This window comes from Anaerolineales bacterium (assembly GCA_015075725.1).
GTDB lineage: Bacteria > Chloroflexota > Anaerolineae > Anaerolineales > Villigracilaceae > Villigracilis.
The window spans coordinates 1,002,268-1,021,884 of sequence record JABTTV010000001.1 but is presented as its reverse complement, the minus strand read 5'-3'; the positions used below and the strand labels follow the sequence as shown (position 1 = coordinate 1,021,884).

The following is a 19,617-nucleotide window of genomic DNA, read 5'->3' as shown; positions in this document are numbered from 1 at the left end:
GTTACAGGAAAATTGCCGAACCCCATGCAAGGAGCATCATCAGCGCAGGACCCACAACCGCGCGGCGCAGGGGAACATTCTCTGAGAGGCTGAGGGAAAGCATCGTGAGCGCATAAAGGGGACCGGTGAGCGCCAGTCCGAATTGAATCGCTGAGAGGGGCCAATAATGCAAGCCTGCGCCGATCTGTGCGCACACCATGCCGATGCCGGCCGCCCAGGGAAAATCCCAGCGGTCGGTGCCGTCGAGATGCAGGATGCGCAGGCTGATCAAACCCGCAACGATGAAAGTGGATGGGATGACCACGACCATCCGCGCGCCTGAAAAGCGAAGGGACGTAACTAGGACGAGGAACAGCGCGTATGCAACAGCGGTAAGCCCTGCGCGGGCAAGTCCATATAAAGGGGTGGATGGGTCGATGGTAATGTATTCGGCGACACACACTGCAGTGAGAAGAATTGCGCCGAAAATAAACCCCGACCACCACGCCTGACTGTCCGCCAAAATCGCAAGCGGTGTTCCCATCACGAAGGCGGTGAGGGTGGGCAGGAGCAGATGCTCGCGGGAGGCGCGGTCCTCTGAGGCGGGATGTTCGTGCATGAGCCAATCCATCCCGGCCGACGTCAGAGCCGCGGCAAATAACGTCATGAACGAGCCAAGAGTGATGGGAAACGCATAATAGAAGCCGGGCAGGCTCAGGCTGAGGGTGAGCCCGGGGGTTTGGATCAAGCGCGAGAGGGCAAATGTCAGCAATACCGAAGCGATCAACATCCCCATGCGGTCTGCGGAGGGCAGAGAAGAGCGGCTTTCCAGCATGGGCGCATTGTACCAAGAATCGGTATGGTAGAATCACGCAGTTATGGAAGTTTCAAGCATCGAAAACCTGCCGCCCCCGCCCGGCATCATCAGCTCCATCAAGGCTGGTTTCGACGCCATTGCAGCGCGAATTACGGCGATTCTCCTGCCTTTACTGCTGAACTTGTTGTTATGGCTGGGCCCGCGCCTGCGCATGGACGAGATGTTCAAATCCATGGAAGGCGACCTGGTTTTGTTCTGGCAGGCAAGCCGGATTCCGGCGGAAGAGATCCAGAAGATGCTCGACCTTTATGAAGGGATGGCGCAGTCGATCAACCTGCTTGGGTTGATCCGCACGCTTCCCATCGGGATCTCGAGCTTGTTCGTCACAAACCAAAACACGGCGGTCACCCCATTGGGTGGACCCGTTACCTGGCAGGTCGATGTGTTGACGTTTCCCTTGTGGATGATGATCCTTGTGTTCATCGGCTGGATCGGCGGCGCACTGTATTTTCGGGATGTGGCCTGGGCTGCACTCGCTGAAAAGATCAATACCACCCGGCTTTTCCGGGCGATCCTGCAAACGATCCTGATTTCCATCTGTTGCAACATGATACTTATGGCGATCAGCATACCCATCCTGCTTATCCTTATCGTGGCATCCCAGATCAGCGCCCTGCTGGCGAATTTGATCGTTTTGTTCATCGCACTCGGATCGGTCTGGATCATCGTACCGATGTTCTTTTGGGCGCACGGGGTTTTCCTGAACCGCCAGAATGTGTTGACCTCCATGCTGAGCAGCCTCCAGTTGACGCGCTTCACTCTCCCGACAAGCAGTCTCTTCGTGCTAGCGGTCTTCCTGCTCTCGTACGGGCTAGCGTATCTGTGGCGGATCCCCGCCCCAGATTCGTGGATGACCCTGGTTGGAATCTTCGGTCACTCCTTTGTGACCACGGCGCTGCTGGCTGGTAGTTTCATTTATTATCATGACATGAATACATGGGTTCAGGCTGTGCTGGAAAAATTGAGACCGAACAATACCGTAAAACAGGCTTGAGCATGGGCTGCCATCGCTCGCTTTGGAGGATTTTGTGGCTGAGAAAACGAAATATGATGTAAGTTCAATTCAAGCGCTGGAAGGCATCGAGCACGTCCGCAAGCGCCCCGGTATGTACGTGGGCGGCACGGACATCAAGGCGCTGCACCACCTCGTTTATGAAGTTGTGGATAACGCCATAGACGAAGCCCTGGCCGGGTTCTGCACGCGCATCGACATCACGATTAATAAAGACAGCAGTGTCGCAGTAACAGATAACGGGCGCGGCATCCCGGTCGGTCCGCATCCCTCGAAGAAGGACGCCAACGGCAAGCCGATGGAAACGGTGGACGTGGTCATGACGATCATCGGTGCGGGCGGCAAATTTGGCGGCGGGGGATACAAGGTCTCCGGCGGTTTGCACGGCGTCGGCGTCAGCGCGGTCAACGCGTTATCCGAATGGATGACGACCGAGATCAAACGCGACGGAAAATTGTGGCGTCAGGAATACAAACGCGGCATCCCGCAGGGGAAGATCAGGCAGGTCGGCAAGGTCGAGAAGGATGAAACCGGCACGACCCAGACTTTCAAATTCGACAAGCAGATCTTCACCGAAGATATCGATTATCGCTTCGACACCCTGGTTCAGCGCTTCCGCGAAATGTCCTTTGTGACCCGCGGCGTGACCATTCGGTTCGTGGATGAGCGCGCCGACCGCGAAATGACGTTTTATTTCGAAGGCGGTATCACATCCTTCGTTCGCTATCTGAACCGCAACCGCGAGAACTTGCATCCCGTGGTTCACGTCGAAAAGGAGATCGAAGGCGTCGGTATCGAAGCCGCCATCCAATACACGGATGCATACACCGAGTCGGTTTACTCGTTCGCCAATACCATAAACACCATCGACGGAGGAACGCATCTGACCGGTCTTCGGTCTTCGCTGACGCGCGTCATCAACGATTACGCCCGCAAGAGCGGCCTGCTCAAGGACGCCGACCCGAATTTCTCAGGCGACGATACCCGCGAAGGTCTCACTGCCATCGTTTCGGTAAAGCACCCGGGTCCGCAATTCGAGTCGCAGACCAAGGTCAAACTGATGAATCCCGAAGTGCAGACCTACGTCACCCAGGTGGTGGGCGAGTCGTTTGCGACCTTTCTCGAAGAGAATCCGCAAGCCGCGAAGTCAATTGTCGCGAAATGCCTCACTTCGGCCCGGGCGCGGGATGCTGCGCGCAAGGCGCGCGATCTTGTCATCCGCAAATCGGCGCTTGAGTCATTGACTCTGCCCGGCAAACTGGCGGATTGCTCCGAACGCGACTCGAACAGGACCGAATTGTATATCGTGGAAGGCGACTCGGCAGGCGGCTCCGCCAAACAGGGACGCGACCGCCACTTCCAGGCGATCCTTCCGTTACGCGGAAAGATCCTCAACACCGAACGCGCACGACTCGATAAGATCCTCGGCAACAACGAGGTCAAGGCGCTCATCTCCGCGCTGGGGACAGGCATTGGCGATAATTTCGACCTCGAAGGCTTGCGTTACGGACGCATCATCATCATGACCGATGCCGATGTGGACGGCAGTCACATCCGGACGCTGTTGCTTACGTTCTTCTTCCGATATATGCCACAGTTGATCGAAGAGGGACATTTGTATATTGCCCAACCCCCGTTGTATCGTATCGCGCACAAGAACAACGTCAAGTACGTATACAGCGACAAGGAAAAGGATAAGTTGCTTAAGGAGATCGGCGATAAAGCGTCCCTCCAGCGATACAAAGGTCTCGGAGAAATGAATCCGGAACAACTTTGGGAGACGACCATGAATCCCGCCAACCGCACACTTCTTCTCGTGACCGTGGACGACGCCGCCGAAGCCGACCGCACCTTCGATATGCTCATGGGCGACGCCGTGGATCCGCGCAAGAAGTTCATCCAGACCCACGCAAAGAGTGTGAGGAATTTGGATATATAAATTTGCTTCGATCCCAAAGCCGCCGTAAATCCGGCGGCTTTTTTTAATTCAGTACCAGGGTACTGGATGGGAAGGGGAACTTTTCAGGCAGCTGTGTCGTTCTAGGCAGGCAAATGAAAAGAGGACCCATGAAATTTACAACCAACAACATCATTATTATCTTTGGGCTTATGGTCTTGTGCCTGCTGGCGCTCATCCCCATCAGCGTTTTCGCCATGCCTTTGCTGGAGTCAGACCGGAGTGAACCGGACCCGCAAGCCACCGTTGAAGCGATGGTTGTCCAGACCATGATCGCTTTGACTCAATCCGCCCCGAGTCAACCCTCGACGCAAACTCCGCTTCCTTCCACGGCGACGGCTGTTCCTGCCACGAATACACCTGTGCCAACGCTGACAGCGGTTCCCAACACCCAGGTCGTGTACTGCGATTGGATGGCTTTCGTCAAGGATGTATCCATCCCGGATGGCACAATCCTCCAACCCGGAGAGACGTTCGTCAAGACCTGGCGGATCAAGAACCGCGGCACATGCACGTGGACTCCCGATTACACCTTTGTCTTCAACGGCGGCGACCAGTTGGGCGGCACAACTTCCGTGCGCCTGCCCGGATATGTGGCTCCCGGTCAAACCGTCGATATTTCAGTGACGTTCACCGCGCCCAGCACCGCCGGGTCTTACAAGGGTTACTGGATACTGCGGAACACTTCCGGTGCTCTCTTCGGTTCCGGAGACAAGGCGAATGCTCCCATCTATGTCGATATCCGGGTCAGGCAGCCTGAGAGCCCACAGCATGGGACAGTAAGCGGCAACCTATGCTACCCAAGTGAGTTCAACCCGCGCATGACCCTCTACCTTGAGAATGCCCATACGGGAGAACGTTTCTCCTTCTTCATGCCGGAGAACGAATATGTCTACACCGTGCTGGTCCCGGCTGGACGATACTATGCCTACGCCTGGGCGCCCGGTTACAACCTCGAAGGCGCGTACACCCACGATAACGGCTTGATGAAATCCTTCTTCGTCGAAAGCGGGCTGACCACTCCCTTCATCAACTTGTGCAACTGGAGTCCCTATCCTCATGCAAAGGGAGAATAAATTAATGAAAAATGCGACCTGCCCAAGGTCGCATTTTTCATTGAAACAATGATTTCATTGCACCTCTCGCAATCATCCCACTTCAAGCGAATACAACACTGTGTCCATTTCCTGCGGCGTCAACCCGCCGTGGTGACCGAGGAAATTCATTTCAAACTTGTCCTTTTCGTACCACCAAACGGATTCGTAACGATAGGGGAGGATGACGAGATTCCCAACCCGTTCCAAAAAACGCTCTGATACTTCCGGTCCGAAATAGCCTTCCCGGATCAGTGCCTCAGTCTTGACCACGTCTGCTTTGCCCTCCAGACGTTTTGCAAGGAATTCTTGCGCCTCATCCAACATTTCTTTTTTTAAGTAGAGGAACATATCCCTCGCCGAACCTGCAGGGACGAGCAGGTTTCCGCGCCGGTTCGTGCGGATGAACCGTTCGAAACCGGAGAAGGACCAATCAGTGTTGAGATACACCGTCGATTGGGGGTCAACCTCACACATGCCGTGATCCGCGGTCATCATAAAAAGGATTCTCCCCCTGCCGCTGAAGGTACGGTCAAAGAAATAATCCATCATCATCAGAAAGGTCAGGATCTCGGCTTCGGTCTGCGGCGCTTCGGGGCCGTATTCATGTCCCATCCCATCGATGCGGTCGAAGTAAAGATGAATGAACGTCGGGGCAGACCGCCTCTCCAACTGCGAACCGATATTGATCAGCGCTTCGGAGAGGGTTTTGTAGGGGATGATCTCGGAATCCCGCATCACGACCTTCGAGTAAGTGGAAGGGGTATGGTCGCGGTGGCCGTAATTGAACGACTCCACGCCCAAGCTTTTTAACTCGGGGTAGAGTAAACCCTTCGGGTAAAGCGCCTCCGGCTTGACCTTTTTGACTGGAAGCGTATCCCGTTCCTTCTCACCCGAATAGGAAAACAAAAGCGGAGCAATGATGCGGTCCAGAAGCGGCTCGTAGTAATACCATTCGTATATGCCGCTCTGCCCGACGTTCAAGCCGGTGTGGATCGTCGTCACATGCGCGGCAGTCGTGGATGGAAATTGCGAGGTGATCTTTTCAACCCTGCCATGTTTTGCGAACCGCTGAAGGAAGGACATCCGCTGGAATTTTTCGAAGAAACTCCAGCCGAAGGCATCCACGAAAAAGAGTACGACGGCGTCGTATTTCCGCGATGTGAACGCTTCCTTGATTCGGTTCGGGATACCGGCAAAGCCGCCGGAGTCGTACCGTGGTTTGACAAAGGATGGATTCAGGTTCATTACTTTTCACAATCCAAACGGCATGGCATCGAACAAATTGAATGGAGGGATTATAAAACAGGAGCTTTTGGAGATAAAAACTCCCCGTCATCCGGGGTATACCGGTCGAATCGGGCATATAATAGAAGCGGTTCTTTGGTCGTCGGGTATGGCGTGGGAAGGAACCGTCATGCAAACAGATCGCGCGGGACCGGATGAGGATTCGCGGTTTCGCATCCTGACAGAGATCAGCCAGCAGGTCACATCCATTCTGGATATCAATGAATTATTGGTCCAGGTGGTCAGACTCATCCAACGCACCTTCGATTATTATCATGTGGGGATCGGGCTGGTCGAGAAGGATGAGATCGTTTATCGGGTGGGAGCGGGAGAGCTTTGGGACGATCCCAACTTTCAGTTCAAACCACAGCGATTGAAAATCGGCGCGGAGGGGATTACAGGCATGGTTGCATTTACAGGCAGGGCCATTCTTGTCCCGGATGTTTCGCAAGATCCGTATTATGTCTGGATGCAGGGGAGCCTGACGAGGTCCGAGCTGACCGTTCCGATCACGGTTAAAGGGAAGACCATCGGTGTGCTGGATGTACAGAGTAAGCGGGTCGACGATTTTAAACAGACCGATCTGGAACTCATACAAGCCATTGCCAATCAAACCGGCGTCGCCATTGAGAACGCGCGTCTCTTTTCTCAAATAGAACGCCGGGCGGAGCAATTCCGCGTACTGGCGGAGGTGAGTCAGCATATCATTTCCCTGACGAGCGCGGATGAATTGGTGGAAAAAATCGCGCGCACGGTCAGGGAGACTTTCGGATATCTGCATGTTGGCATCGGGTTGGTGGAGGATGACTTTGTGGTCTCCAAAGCTGAAGTGGGGGAATTTCAGGAACCCTATCGCGGCATTCGCGTTTCAATGGGGAACGAAGCATGGGGATGGGTTGCCCAACATGGGCAGGCCCTGATCACCAATACCGATACGCCCAGTGACACGAAATCCGGCATCCTTTGCCATCTCTGCGTGCCTCTCAAAGTGAAGAATCAAGTGATTGGAGTAATCAGCGCAGAGAGCAACCAGGTGGACGCGTTCGATGAAAGCGACAAAACCATCCTGCAATTGGTGGCAAACCAGGCCGGTGTGGCAATCGATAATGTACGGCTGTATGAACAATCCAAGCATCTGGCGGTATTGGACGAAAGGCAGCGCCTGGCACGCGAACTGCACGATTCGGTTACGCAGTCATTGTATGGGATCAGCCTGTACGCCCAGGCGGCGACGGGCAATATCAACGCCGATCAGATCGAACAGGCAGGCCGTTACCTTGAGGATATACAGAATACCGCGCAGGAATCCCTGGCGGATATGCGCCTGCTCATTTATGAATTAAAACCCCCGGTCCTTGATAAGGAAGGGTTAATCGCCGCTCTTAAACACAGGCTGATTTCGGTGGAAGACAGGGCAAGGATCAAAACCAGTATCGAGACCAACCTGACCAACCGCCTCCCCTCCAACATGGAAGAGGGGCTTTACCAGATTGCACGTGAAGCGCTCAACAATATCATCAAACATGCCCATGCGAAAAGTGTTTCGATTAATATTCGACGCACACCCACTGATCGGATTCAGTGCAATCCTGCCTTAATCTCGATGGAAATCTCAGATGACGGGGTCGGATTCAACCCTCGGTCCGCTCGACGCGCCGGCTGCCTGGGGCTTGTTAACATGCAGGAGCGCGCCCAGTCACAGGGCTGGCAGTTGGAGGTCTCGAGCAGTCCGGGAAAGGGGACCCGGATCAAAGTGGAGATAGTGAACCATGAATGAGAAACAAACAGAAAAAACTGCGTTCATCCGGGTGCTGGTTGTGGATGACCATGCCATCATCCGCAAGGGGATTCGAGCGATGCTGGACCTTGTCCCTGATATTGGGCAGGTAGGCGAGGCTGAAAATGGAATACAGGCCATCAAACTGGCGTCTGATTTGAAACCAGACGTGATCCTGATGGATTTGATGATGCCGGAAATGGACGGGATCGAGTGCATCAGGCAGATCAAAGCACAGCAGCCAGAGTCGCGCATCCTGGTATTGACGAATTTCGCGGGTGAAGACATGATATTCCCGGCGATCAAAGCCGGGGCAATGGGGTATCACCTGAAAGATTCAAGCCCCGAGGCGCTGGTCGAGGCGATTCGGCAGGTGAATCAGGGCGTGGCGGCTCTGCATCCGACCATCGCTAAAAAGGTGCTGGAGGAATTCCATCACCCCGAAAAACAGCAGTTTTCCAGTGAGCCGCTCACCCAGCGGGAAGTGGAAGTCCTGCGGCTCATCGCGCAGGGACACGAAAACAGGGAAATCGCCGACCACCTGGTCATCAGCGAGGCGACTGTTCGCACACACGTCAGCAACATTCTAGGGAAACTGCACCTAGCCAGCCGGACACAAGCCGCCCTTTACGCGCTGCGGGAAGGCCTTGCAAGCCTGGACCAGTAGGGATCCGCCGTCCGCTTTTTGTGTAGTCGGGGGGTAGTCCAATCGCGGAAAAGACCGTCCAAAAACGGTCTTTTTGTTTTTCGAAACCTCCACGCGAAACCGATGCGCAATTTCCCATTCAAGGATAAGCTATGGACAGTCGGCGCCGTTGACTTCATGATACATGTCAATCACCAAGAAAGGAGGTACTCATGAACGCCTTTTACACCTGGGACAACGATGAGATCGTGGTCACAGAAAGAATGAAGGATATCCAGCGCGAGGCTGAGACGGTCCGCCGGTTCCATCAGGCAGGCCTTTCCAAGCCGGGTCTGTACGAACGTGCGGCAGCCGCGTTCGGGAGTATCCTCAGCAAACTGGGTCATCGCCTGCACCGGAAGGATCTTCATCCACAATCCACCAGCGGCAAGTATGCTGTGTAAGAATCCTCTCCTCTCAAAAATCAAGGCTTTCATTCCACGGAATGGGAGCCTTGATCGTTTACCATGTGTCGCCGGCATCATCAATCTACGCAGGCGATCTCATCCGGCAGGATGATAAATTACAGTCGTAATCTCAATCTGTTGCGGATGCGCTTTATGAGGTTTGCCAGTATTCTTGATTCGACGCAAAACGCCGCTAAACCAATTTTGCATGCCTTGAGGACCAATATGGATGAAATTTCGAAATTAATGATCGTGGAAGACAGCCCGCGCGCCCGGTGGGCGTTGAAGGCTTTAATCTCGCAACAGACCGGGATCATAGTAACCGCCGAGGCATCGAACGGGGAGGAGGCAATTCGGAACATCGAGAAACAGGTCCCGGACATCGTGTTGATGGATGTCCAGATGCCGGTCATGAACGGATTGGAAGCGACGAGGATCATCAAGCAGAAATGGCCCCAGATCAAGGTCGTTGTCCTCACCATGTACCCGGATTATCAAACCGATATAGTACCCGCCGGGGCGGACGCCTTCCTGCTCAAAGGCTGTCCCGCAGAGGAGATCACCGGGTCAATCCATAGACTTCTCCGGGGGAATTGAAGCGGGCATATGTAATCGTGCGGACGGGGAAATCTCAACAAATTGCGTAGTTCATCCCTTCAGGTTGATTAGGAAAAATACATCTCGCTGCGGATGTAATAGCGACCGTAATTCGCTACACTGAAAGCGAACGATGGTCGCTTTTCGACTATTCCAATCCGATTTATGGAGTACGCCATGCCCAAAGGCATTCCGCTTACAGAAGAAGAACAGGAAAAACGCCGTCATGAGATCTTTCACCAGGTTGTCAACATCTTCCTGAAAAAAGGCTTTCAGGAAACCTCCATGCGCGAGATCGCGGAAGCTGCGGGGCTGGGCAAGTCCACGCTGTACGATTACTTCAAGACCAAGGAAGACATCCTGGTCTATTTCTTCGAAGATCAGTTGAGCGACATGACCGAAGAAGCGCAGAGGATCGCCATGCAAAATCTTCCGGCAGATAAACGACTGCGCCAGGTGATGGAAACGTATATCGAAAACCTGCAGGCAAATAAAAGCCTGTTCTTGAAAATGTCCTTCGAATCACAAAGGCTGAAAGCGGAAAGCCAGAAACAGATCCAGGATAAGCGACATGCCTACCAGGACATGGTCCGCGCGCTGATCGACGAAGGCATCCGTGAAGGCGTCTTTCGCAAAGTGAATTCGCTGCTTGCCGCCCGGATGCTGGTCAGCGGGATGGCACCTATTGTTTTCGGCTCTCGATTTACCGGCACGCCGCAGGAAATGCTGAAAGATACGCTGGATATTTTTTTCAAGGGCATCGAGGTGTGTAAATAGTAATGCTCTAAAGAGGAATGAAATGATCGCATCCAAACCCAATTTCCCCTGGCGCTATCTCCTCCTCGCCTATGGCTTGACTTGGATATTTTGGATTCCCGTCGCGCTGACAAGGCAGGACTATCAAGCGTCGCCAATTTTGCTTGCCGTGATGTTCCTCGGTGTTTTCGGGCCAGGCATGGCGGGGATCCTCATGACCTACCGCGAGCAAGGTCGGGAAGGCAGGCGGGATTTCTGGCACCGCGTCGTTGACTTTCGCCGGATCAACATCAAGTGGTATGTATTGATCCTCCTTCTCTTCCCAATCCTGCACTTCATATCCATAGCGGTCAATCATTGGCTGGGAGGTGATCCACCAGAGTTTGCGTTTGTCAAAGAAGCGCTGGCAATGCCTGCTGGCATATTGATCGTTGTGATCCTCTATCTGCTCCAGTCCGCGCTCGAAGAACTCGGCTGGCGCGGTTACATGCTCGACCGCTTGCAGGTGATCTGGAAGCCGGTTACTGCTTCCCTCGTCCTCGGCATCTTCCATGCATTCTGGCATTTTCCGCTGTTTTATATCGTTGGGACAAATCAAAGCAGATACCTGTCAGGTATTGATTTCACGGTCTTTGTCGGTTTTGTGCTCGCTGGCTCGATTTACTCAACCTGGTGCTACAACGAGAATCATCGCAGTACGCTGGCAGTCATCCTATTGCACACAGTCGCAAATTTGTCTTTGGACACTTTCCTGCTGCCTGAAACAGGGGAATACATTTTCAAGATCGTGACGGCTTTCGGCGCTGTGATGATCATCATTGCCTGGAGTCTGCCATCCTGGAAGCGGAAACAAGTTCAATCCATTCGATGGAGATCACCATGAATGCTCAACTTGCAGGTTCAAATCTTCGTAAAGAAGGAACTATCCAAACCAACTGGCTTCAACGCCTCGGCTTGTTCATCCTATTCCTGTTCTGCGAAGCTGCGATATTTATCTTCGGCTCGTACTACTTCGATATCCTCCGGACGAACAAGAACCTGACCTTCAATCTGGCTGCCTCTGCCGTGTTCCTGGCCGCCACGCTGTGGTTCAGATGCGACCAACGCGTGAACAGTCATTGGCAAATCGCGTTCGCGTTTTTCATCGCTTCAGTCGCCTATCCTTTCTCGGCGATCTTCGATGGGTGGATCCGCGCAGTGCTTGACTGGTTTGCCGTGACCGCGGACACCTCGCAGGGACTCGCCATCGAAAAAGTATGCGAAATGCTGTTGAAGGTGATACCCATCCTCGCACTGGTCAAACTCTCCGGCGCGGACCTGGGGTCGGTCTTCATCAAACGCGGAAATTTGAAACTCGGTCTGGGGATCGGCGCGCTCGTAATCTTCTTCCTTGGCACAGCCACGTTCATGTTCGCCGTGGAACGCTTCACCAGTGTGGATGCGCTTGTCGCGGCGGTTGTGTGGGGACTGGTCTTTTCCGCTGTCAACGGTTTCATGGAGGAACTCTGGCTGCGCGGCATTTTCCTCAAACGCTTTGCGCCGCTGATTGGCGTCAATGGCGCGGTCTGGGTCACATCCCTCATCTTCGCCTCGATGCACAGCTTCGTCTTTTATTTCGATCCCTTCGCGCTGACTTTCTTTTTTGTGAATACCCTTGCGCTGGGATTGGGATGCGGCTACCTGATGATGAAATCGGACAACATCTGGGGCGCGACCATCATCCATGCCGCATCAGATTTTTTCCTGTTCGTTGCGGTGCTGGCAAATGTTTAAAGAAGTGGAGCAAGGTTCCATTGGAAAGAAGGTCCACCATGTTGGAAAGAACAAATCTCATTGGAGCTGTCACAGCAATTGCATTTTTTATCTCGGCGATCCTGGTCTTCGTATTCAGGCTTCTGGGCAAGCCGCAATACGGTCACTGGATCGGCTACTTCGAATTCCTGCTTGCCATCCCATTGATCTACCTGCTCATACAAGCCCCGCAGTTGGAACGGCCGGCCCTGTACTACATCCAGATCGCCTGCATGCTGGCATGGCTATTGGTGGAAGCTCTGCTCGATTACATCCTGAAAACTGACTTCCGTCAGGTGCGGTGGATGGTGATCAGCTATGTTGTTCTATTCTTTGCGGGTGCAGGAGGTCTGCTGGGTGTGGCAACAAATGCCGGGCGAAATTGGAGCATCGCGGCAATTGTTCTCTTCCTTGTCATGGCGGTCCTGACCTTCGTTCAGCGTGCCGTCACTGGTATGTGACCCAGGAAGAGTGGAAAAGGATCGACCATGAAAACGACCAACCGCCGAAATCTTTTCATCCTGGTCTTTGCCCTGCTCGTGGTCATGCTGGGATTCGGCATGGTCATTCCCGTCTTCCCATTCCTCATCGACAAGCTCGGCGCTAGCGGCAGCACATTGGGCCTCCTTGTCGCCACCGCCGCGCTGACCGAATTCCTCTTCGGTCCCATCTGGGGCAGCATCTCAGACCGCATCGGTCGCAAACCCATTCTAATGATTGGCATGTTCGGCTTTGCGCTGGCGATGTTCCTCTTCGGCATCGCCGATCAGATCTGGATGTTGATCGTATTCCGCGCATTCTCGGGCATACTTTCCTCCGCCACCATCTCGACTACGATGGCATACATCGGCGACAGCACCTCTGAAAAATCGCGCGGCGGAGGGATGGGCATCCTCGGCGCGGTTGGCGGAGCGGGAGCCGTGATCGGTCCGGGCATCGGCGGATTACTGGCAGGTGGTTCCCTCTCGACGCCATTCTTTGTCTCAGCGTTATTGGCCTTATTCTCCCTTTTGCTGGTTGCCCTGCTCCTCCCCGAATCATTGCCTGTCGAAGCCCGCGCCTCAAAGGGACAAAAGATTCAACTCATTCGCTTTGGCGAACTCTGGCGCGCATTGACGGGTCCCATCGGTTTGCTTCTCCTCGTGGCGTTTCTCGCAACCTTTGGCACCAGCAACTTTGAATCGGTCTTCGGCTTGTACATGCTCAAAAAACTGGACTACGGTCCCGAACAGGTCGGCGGCATCCTCACGTTGGTCGGTGCCATCGCCTTGATCGGGCGCGGATTGCTGACCGGTTACGTCACCGAGCACTGGGGCGAACCGACCGTCATCAAGACATCGTTGATCGTCGGTGCGGTGGGCTTCATCCTCCTGCTGCTGGCGAACACCTACCCAACGGTTTTGCTGACCACAGGCATCTTCACCTGCTCGATCACCTTCCTGCGTCCATCGATTCACTCGCTCACATCCAAACGCACAACGGTTGGACAAGGCGCTTCGATGGGGCTGAGCAACTCTTTCGTCAGCCTCGGGCGTGTGGCTGGACCTATTGTTGCGGGCATTATCTTCGACATAAATCCGAACTTTCCCTACCTCGCAGGTGCGTTGATCTTATGCACAGTCTTTGTGATGAGTCTGATCTGGATCAAGGAAGAACAATCATCACCTGCTGAGTTTGGAACCGCGAAGGAGAAATCATGAACGCTCATGTTATTTCCGTTTCTGACCCTCCTGTCGATTTTGGAACGGTCAGCGGGATGACGCTTTGAATCGTTGACGCGGCTTTCGTGCTAAAAGGAGATCGTATGAAATCAGATGCTTTCCGTGATCAAGCGGTGATCATCACAGGGGCTTCGTCTGGTATTGGAAAATGGCTGGCGCTGTTGTTGGCGAGTCAGGGTGCGAAGGTGGCGATTGCGGCGCGGCGTGCAGAGCGACTGGAAGAGGTCGCGGCTGAATGCCGGTCACGCGGAGGCGAAGTGCTGACTGTCCCGATGGATGTCAGCAACGAAGCGCAATGTAAGGATCTAGTAGAGAAAACAGTTGCCACGTTCGGCCGGTTGGACATGCTCATCAACAATGCGGGACTGGCTGTGGTGGCGTTGTTACGCGAGTACCCCGATCTGCATTTATTTCGCCACGTGATGGATGTCAACTTTTACGGCGCGGTCCATTGCACGTATTACGCCCTGCCTCACATTATGCAAAGCAAGGGACGCATCGTGGCGGTATCAAGCCTGGGCGGCAAGGGAGGGCTTCCTTTCAACACATCCTATACTGCCAGCAAATATGCGCTGCACGGATTTTATGATTCTCTGCGCATGGAAATGCACCCGCACGGCGTCAGCGTTTCGGTGATTTGCCCTTATTGGGTGGTGACTGAATTTCACGAAGCGTATCTGGACAAAAACGGTCAGCCGCGCGGCAAACAGGGGCGGGCACTCTACACCAAAAAGATGATGACCGCCGAGCGTTGCGCTGCGATCACCCTCGAGGCAGCATACAAACGCAAGCGCGAATTGCTGATGGGACCGGGCGGTTTGCTGGTCTGGCTCAAACTGATCGCCCCCAATTTCCTGGATCGAATGGCCATCAAGATGATTCTTGAGCCGATCGCCAGGCGCACCAGGGCGGAAAAGATCGAGGCGTAAGCATGACGATAGAACCTCAACTTTATTTAGCGGCTATCGTTTCGGACCTGCTTTGCCTGTCTGTGAAAGGAGAACATCATGCATGTAAAAATTAAATCCACGTTGAGTCTTTCAGACCCTTCTGCCACCCTTGAAAATGTCGGTGGGAAAGGCTTGTCATTGGCAAAAATGATCGGTGCAGGATTCCCCGTCCCGGATGGATTCCATATCACTACCGAAGCCTATCGCCAGTTCGTCGCCGAAAATGAATTACAACCAAAAATCCTTGCCGCATTGCGCATGGCGGACGCCTCGCTTCCCGCCACGCTCGAGACAGCTTCGAACACGATCCGCGAATTCTTCGATCACAGCCACATCCCAGCCGATCTGAGCGAAGCTATCGTAGACGCATACCTGACGCTTGGAGAGGAACACGCTGTGGTTGCAGTCCGTTCCTCCGCCACCGCCGAAGACTTGCCCGAAGCCTCGTTTGCAGGACAGCAGGAGACCTACCTGAACATTCACGGCATTGACGAGGTGCTCGACGCGGTCAAAAAATGCTGGGCGTCGTTATGGACAGCACGCGCCATCGCCTACCGAAACAAAAACAACATTGACCAAAGTGTTGTCGCGCTTGCTGTCGTTGTTCAAGAAATGGTCAACGCGGAAGCCGCTGGGATTTTGTTTACGGCGAATCCCATCAACGGACGCCGCGACGAGATGGTCATCAACGCCGCCTGGGGACTCGGCGAAGCCATCGTCGGCGGACTCGTTTCACCTGACACGATTGTTGCGGATAAAGCGACGGGCGAAATCAAGCAGTACGATGTCGCGGAGAAGACCGTCATTACGGTGTTGACGGAAAAAGGCACGAGGGAGGAAAAACTCGAAGAAACGCGACGCCGCTCAAAGGTCATGAATGAGGCGGAGGTCGTCGAGTTGGTCAATATCGCTCGCCGAATCGAATCCTATTATGGCAAGCCGCAGGATATCGAGTGGTGTCGTGCGGATGGCAGATTCTTTATCGTGCAGTCGCGTCCCATCACCGCGATGGCTGAGTCGCCCATCGAGTGGACGCCGCCAAACCCGAAAGGTGTCTACATGCGCACCAGTGTAGTGGATTTGATGCCCAGCCCTCTCAGCCCGCTGTATATCACGTGGGCGATACCTGTATTGAGAGAGCAAATGAAGCCGCTCAGCGCGCGCCTGGGGATGGGTCTGCCGGTATTGCAGGAGGATTATTACATCGCCATCAATGGTTACGCTTATATGAACGCGGCGTTTCCTGCAAAAGCCTGGTGGTGGATTCTGACTGGTATGCTGCCTGCCTATCCAAGATTGCTGCGGAGGATGGTTCCATTTTGGCGCGACGAGTTGCATCCCGAATATCAAGCGGCTGTCGCAAAGTATCAAGATAGGGATTGCGAAAAAATGTCGGCGGGCGAACTCTGGCAGGAGGCACAGGAAATTCTGACCGCCGCCATGTACTATGCCACAGGCTTACTGTTCGCCACGATGGGCGCGTCGGCTGGCTCGGAGGGATTGCTGACACGGGTCTATAACAAATATGCCAGACAAGAAGGCGACCCCGATGCCACTGCCCTGTTGATGGGCTGGGACAACATCCCCGTCCGTTCGGAGAAATCGTTGTATGACCTTGCGATGTGGGCGCGGGAAAATGATGAGTTGGCAAAGTACCTGCTGGAAACGCCAACAGGGGAATTAACCGCAAAGTACGCAAAAAGCGCGAAGGAAAACCAAATTAAAAGACTTGGCGATCTTAGCGGGATTAGCGGTTCAAAAAGCGATTGGGATGAATTCGTTTCCCGCTTCGAATCTCATCTCGACCAGTTCGGGTACCTCGTCTTCCAAATGGACTTCGCCGAGCCTCTCCCTCGCGATCATCCTGAATTGCTTTTGGAAACAATCAAGATGTATCTGCGCGGAAAAGGAACGAATCCGCACGAGCGCCAACGCGCCAGCGAAGAGAAACGCATCCAAACGGCTGAAACCATGCGCAACCGCCTGAAAGGATTCAAACGCTGGACATTCCTCAAGGCGCTCAATTGGGGACAATCCCTGGCGGAGGTGCGCGAAGACGCCTTGGCTGAAATCGGTTTGGGATATCCCATCCTGCGCGCCATGCTGCGAGAGTTGGGAAACCGCTTTGTCGCAGCGGATGTCATCGGCTTATCCGATGACATCTACTGGCTGGAGAAAGTGGAAGTGGAGACTTGCGTTCGTAAACTTGAACACGGCGACCAATTGGAAAACCTGTCGGCGTGCGTGGCTGAACGCAAAGCCTTCAGCAAGAAAGCAGGACAAGAGACGCCGCCGCCCATGATGCCGATGAAGAAAAAATACATGGGCATCGATACCTCCGTCTGGCTGGCGGAAGCCGAGAGCAACCGCACGGGAAATGTACTCAAGGGCGTACCCACCAGCGCAGGAAAAGTCACCGCGCCCGCCCGCGTCTTGCGCGGTCCCGAAGATTTCGAGCAAATGCGACCTGACGAGGTGCTCGTCGCTGGCACCACCACCCCCGCCTGGACTCCACTCTTCGCAATGGCATCCGCGGTCGTCACCGACATTGGAGGTCCGCTCAGTCACGGGAGCATCGTCGCGCGCGAGTACGGCATCCCGGCTGTGATGGGAACGGGAGTCGCCACGAAGCGCATCCAAAGCGCACAAGTCATCACCGTGGATGGCACGAAAGGCGAAGTCATTCTCGAAACCGCCAGAGAAGGTCAAACCGAACACCCCACTGCGCGAATCGAATGGAAGTTGCCGCATCCAAAAGCCATGTTGGCGCGCGGCAGTTTCGCAGAGTTCGTACCGGAACCGGTTTCGCCGTTATTCGCAACGCTGGCAGTTCCCATCGCGCGCAGGGAAAGCCTGAAGCTGATGGGCAGTATCGGTTTTGGAGGCGAAGATAGTTATCTCTTCTCCGTCCTCAACGATTATGTCTATGTCGGCTTTATCTTCACGCCCAAAATGATCTGGGCGATGACGAAAGCCAGTTTCACGATGATAGGTCCCATGATGAAGAGCGTACGTCAACGCGCCATGACAGCGCGTGAAAAGTTTTTGACCACCGTGCAAAAATGGGAGGTGCTGGAACTCGAGTCGCTCGCGCCGTCCGAACTGCTCGCAGGTGCTCGCGAGATCTTCACCGAGACCGCCGCGTATTACACCATGGCGCAATCTGGAACCATTCCCGTCGCGATGATGAGGGAAGCATTCTTCGGCGCCTTTTACAACCGGCTGATCAAACGCAAAGGCGATCTCGAAGCCTCCAAATTCTTGTTCGGTACTGAGAACCATGCCATGCGCGCAGAGAAGGCGCTGTTCGATTTGACAATGTGGGCAAAGGAACAACCCGAACTGGCAGATTATCTGACGCGCGCTTCTGCGGATGAAATTTGCGCGGCGCTTCGTGCCGACCTGCCACCTGCTCCTGTTTCAAAAGAATTTGTTACCCGCTTTGAGCAGTATCTACATCAATTCGGTCACGCCATATACGACCTCGACTTTTCCAAACCTACTCCCGCAGATGACCCCGAGCCACTGATCGAAACGATGAAGGTGTACCTGAGCGGAAAGAACAATCCGTACGAACGCCAGGGAGCCGCGTTGAAATTGCGTGAAGAGGCGATGGGAAGCATTTCCAAACGACTTGGTTCATGGCGCCGCGGGCAGTTCCTGAAACTGCTGAATCAGGCGTTGGACGCCGCACCCCTGCGTGAAGACAGCATCGCCGATTTGGGATTGGGGCATCCGCAAATCCGCCACTTGTTGGGCGAACTCGGCAAGCGGTTTGTTGCTGGAGGCGCGATCCCCACCGTGGAGGATGTCTACTGGCTGGAGGCTGAGGAAGTTGATGCGATGGCAATCGCGCTTGAAAAAGGCGAAGTGTTGAAAAACTTCTCTGAAGATATCGCGCGTCGCAAAGCCAAATGGGAGGCGATGCGACATGTCATCCCGCCAACGACACTGCCAAAGGTGAGTTGGATGGCAAAGTTCTTCCCGAGCAACGAAGGGACAGGTAATACCATCAAGGGCTTTGCTGCCAGTGCAGGGAAGGTTACAACGCGCGCGTGTGTCATGCTCGGACCCGAAGATTTTGACAAGATGCAGTCTGGCGACGTCATCGTGGCGGGCATCACCACCCCCGCGTGGACTCCATTGTTTGCGCGCGCCTCTGCCATCGTCACCGACATCGGCGGACCGTTGAGTCACAGTTCAATCGTGGCGCGCGAATACGGCATCCCTGCCGTGTTGGCAACCGGCGTCGGCACACGCCGTATCCGCGATGGTCAAACCATCACCGTGGATGGCAGCGCGGGGACGGTAACACTTGCTTCGATATAAAGGATTATTAAATGAAAGGAGTTTCCAATGAATAAAAATCAAAAAACCTGGTTTTGGTTATCCGCTATCGCATCATTTATTGTGGGGTTCATGCTCGTCTTGAACGACAGCGGCGCAGGATGGTTTCTCATAATAATGGGAATAGTCTATATCAGCGGCACGACACGAGCTGGTCAAGCGTGGGCAGAATCCAATCCCCGCCTCACACGGTGGGGGCTCATTGGAGTTTCTGTATTGCTTGTCCTCCTCGCCATTGTTGCTAGTGCAGTCCTTTTGTTTAGGTAACCATCTCGTCATACACAGCATTTCTTGCTACCACAGATATATATAACAGAGCAAATTAGAAGTAAAGCACAGAGCATCATCCATACTATCCCTGAATATGTATCGGTACGCAC

The 19,617-nt window shown here is 54.2% G+C and carries 17 protein-coding genes; 15 read left to right on the top strand and 2 right to left on the bottom strand.

All coding sequences use genetic code 11. The features are described from left to right. Window position 1: 1 nt before the first annotated feature. Window positions 2-814 (bottom strand): hypothetical protein, encoded by an 813-nt coding sequence (locus tag HS100_04920; protein MBE7433235.1) that lies wholly within the window; start codon window positions 812-814, stop codon window positions 2-4. A 43-nt stretch (window positions 815-857) separates the two neighbouring features. Here HS100_04920 and HS100_04915 point away from each other — a divergent pair, with 43 nt between their 5' ends. The 3 genes from HS100_04915 to HS100_04905 all read left to right on the top strand — a co-directional run bounded on the left by HS100_04915 (window position 858) and on the right by HS100_04905 (window position 4,901). Beyond that, window positions 858-1,850 carry a hypothetical protein gene (locus tag HS100_04915; GenBank protein MBE7433234.1) on the top strand — a complete coding sequence of 331 codons (993 nt, stop codon included), beginning with the start codon at window positions 858-860 and terminating at the stop codon, window positions 1,848-1,850. Between the two features lie 22 nt (window positions 1,851-1,872). Further along, entirely contained in the window at window positions 1,873-3,807 is a 1,935-nt protein-coding gene (gene gyrB, locus HS100_04910) for a DNA topoisomerase (ATP-hydrolyzing) subunit B (protein ID MBE7433233.1), read from the top strand. A 128-nt stretch (window positions 3,808-3,935) separates the two neighbouring features. Further along, on the top strand, window positions 3,936-4,901 hold the full coding sequence (locus HS100_04905) for a hypothetical protein (protein MBE7433232.1): 966 nt from the start codon (window positions 3,936-3,938) through the stop codon (window positions 4,899-4,901). 72 nt (window positions 4,902-4,973) lie between these two features. On the opposite strand, the gene HS100_04900 is transcribed toward HS100_04905, so the two are convergent. After that, window positions 4,974-6,167 carry an alkaline phosphatase family protein gene (locus tag HS100_04900; protein ID MBE7433231.1) on the bottom strand — a complete coding sequence of 398 codons (1,194 nt, stop codon included), beginning with the start codon at window positions 6,165-6,167 and terminating at the stop codon, window positions 4,974-4,976. 169 nt (window positions 6,168-6,336) lie between these two features. On the opposite strand from HS100_04900, the gene HS100_04895 reads away from it, so the two are divergent. From HS100_04895 to HS100_04840, 12 genes are all read left to right on the top strand, one after another. Next, entirely contained in the window at window positions 6,337-7,983 is a 1,647-nt protein-coding gene (locus tag HS100_04895; protein MBE7433230.1) for a GAF domain-containing sensor histidine kinase, read from the top strand. Next, complete coding sequence (locus HS100_04890; GenBank protein MBE7433229.1) at window positions 7,976-8,650, top strand: response regulator transcription factor; 675 nt, start codon at window positions 7,976-7,978, stop codon at window positions 8,648-8,650. The genes HS100_04895 and HS100_04890 overlap by 8 nt, the downstream gene beginning before the upstream one ends. A gap of 191 nt (window positions 8,651-8,841) precedes the next feature. Then, entirely contained in the window at window positions 8,842-9,072 is a 231-nt protein-coding gene (locus HS100_04885; GenBank protein MBE7433228.1) for a hypothetical protein, read from the top strand. Window positions 9,073-9,300: 228 nt separating this feature from the next. Continuing rightward, entirely contained in the window at window positions 9,301-9,672 is a 372-nt protein-coding gene (locus tag HS100_04880) for a response regulator transcription factor (GenBank protein ID MBE7433227.1), read from the top strand. A 177-nt stretch (window positions 9,673-9,849) separates the two neighbouring features. Beyond that, window positions 9,850-10,449, top strand: coding sequence for a TetR/AcrR family transcriptional regulator (locus tag HS100_04875; GenBank protein ID MBE7433226.1), 600 nt, complete (start codon window positions 9,850-9,852; stop codon window positions 10,447-10,449). A gap of 22 nt (window positions 10,450-10,471) precedes the next feature. Then, window positions 10,472-11,311 (top strand): CPBP family intramembrane metalloprotease, encoded by an 840-nt coding sequence (locus HS100_04870; GenBank protein ID MBE7433225.1) that lies wholly within the window; start codon window positions 10,472-10,474, stop codon window positions 11,309-11,311. Further along, window positions 11,308-12,201: a CPBP family intramembrane metalloprotease gene (locus HS100_04865; GenBank protein MBE7433224.1), complete on the top strand. Its 894-nt coding sequence runs from the start codon at window positions 11,308-11,310 to the stop codon at window positions 12,199-12,201. The genes HS100_04870 and HS100_04865 overlap by 4 nt, the downstream gene beginning before the upstream one ends. 38 nt (window positions 12,202-12,239) lie before the next feature. Further along, complete coding sequence (locus HS100_04860) at window positions 12,240-12,680, top strand: hypothetical protein (GenBank protein ID MBE7433223.1); 441 nt, start codon at window positions 12,240-12,242, stop codon at window positions 12,678-12,680. 27 nt (window positions 12,681-12,707) lie between these two features. Further along, window positions 12,708-13,919, top strand: coding sequence for an MFS transporter (locus HS100_04855; GenBank protein ID MBE7433222.1), 1,212 nt, complete (start codon window positions 12,708-12,710; stop codon window positions 13,917-13,919). A 104-nt stretch (window positions 13,920-14,023) separates the two neighbouring features. Further along, entirely contained in the window at window positions 14,024-14,869 is an 846-nt protein-coding gene (locus HS100_04850; GenBank protein MBE7433221.1) for an SDR family oxidoreductase, read from the top strand. A 78-nt stretch (window positions 14,870-14,947) separates the two neighbouring features. Next, window positions 14,948-19,219 carry a hypothetical protein gene (locus HS100_04845; protein MBE7433220.1) on the top strand — a complete coding sequence of 1,424 codons (4,272 nt, stop codon included), beginning with the start codon at window positions 14,948-14,950 and terminating at the stop codon, window positions 19,217-19,219. Window positions 19,220-19,246: 27 nt separating this feature from the next. After that, entirely contained in the window at window positions 19,247-19,504 is a 258-nt protein-coding gene (locus HS100_04840) for a hypothetical protein (protein ID MBE7433219.1), read from the top strand. Window positions 19,505-19,617: the final 113 nt, after the last annotated feature.

Bases quoted from the DNA above. Each gene is read 5' to 3' on its own strand.
- HS100_04895 (MBE7433230.1), top strand. From the start codon at position 6,337: ATGCAAACAGATCGCGCGGGACCGGATGAGGATTCGCGGTTTCGCATC.
- HS100_04880 (MBE7433227.1), top strand. From the start codon at position 9,301: ATGGATGAAATTTCGAAATTAATGATCGTGGAAGACAGCCCGCGCGCC.
- HS100_04885 (MBE7433228.1), top strand. From the start codon at position 8,842: ATGAACGCCTTTTACACCTGGGACAACGATGAGATCGTGGTCACAGAA.
- HS100_04875 (MBE7433226.1), top strand. From the start codon at position 9,850: ATGCCCAAAGGCATTCCGCTTACAGAAGAAGAACAGGAAAAACGCCGT.
- HS100_04860 (MBE7433223.1), top strand. From the start codon at position 12,240: ATGTTGGAAAGAACAAATCTCATTGGAGCTGTCACAGCAATTGCATTT.
- HS100_04850 (MBE7433221.1), top strand. From the start codon at position 14,024: ATGAAATCAGATGCTTTCCGTGATCAAGCGGTGATCATCACAGGGGCT.
- HS100_04905 (MBE7433232.1), top strand. From the start codon at position 3,936: ATGAAATTTACAACCAACAACATCATTATTATCTTTGGGCTTATGGTC.
- HS100_04845 (MBE7433220.1), top strand. From the start codon at position 14,948: ATGCATGTAAAAATTAAATCCACGTTGAGTCTTTCAGACCCTTCTGCC.
- HS100_04840 (MBE7433219.1), top strand. From the start codon at position 19,247: ATGAATAAAAATCAAAAAACCTGGTTTTGGTTATCCGCTATCGCATCA.
- HS100_04920 (MBE7433235.1), bottom strand. From the start codon at position 814: ATGCTGGAAAGCCGCTCTTCTCTGCCCTCCGCAGACCGCATGGGGATG.
- HS100_04865 (MBE7433224.1), top strand. From the start codon at position 11,308: ATGAATGCTCAACTTGCAGGTTCAAATCTTCGTAAAGAAGGAACTATC.
- HS100_04915 (MBE7433234.1), top strand. From the start codon at position 858: ATGGAAGTTTCAAGCATCGAAAACCTGCCGCCCCCGCCCGGCATCATC.
- HS100_04855 (MBE7433222.1), top strand. From the start codon at position 12,708: ATGAAAACGACCAACCGCCGAAATCTTTTCATCCTGGTCTTTGCCCTG.
- HS100_04900 (MBE7433231.1), bottom strand. From the start codon at position 6,167: ATGAACCTGAATCCATCCTTTGTCAAACCACGGTACGACTCCGGCGGC.
- HS100_04870 (MBE7433225.1), top strand. From the start codon at position 10,472: ATGATCGCATCCAAACCCAATTTCCCCTGGCGCTATCTCCTCCTCGCC.
- HS100_04890 (MBE7433229.1), top strand. From the start codon at position 7,976: ATGAATGAGAAACAAACAGAAAAAACTGCGTTCATCCGGGTGCTGGTT.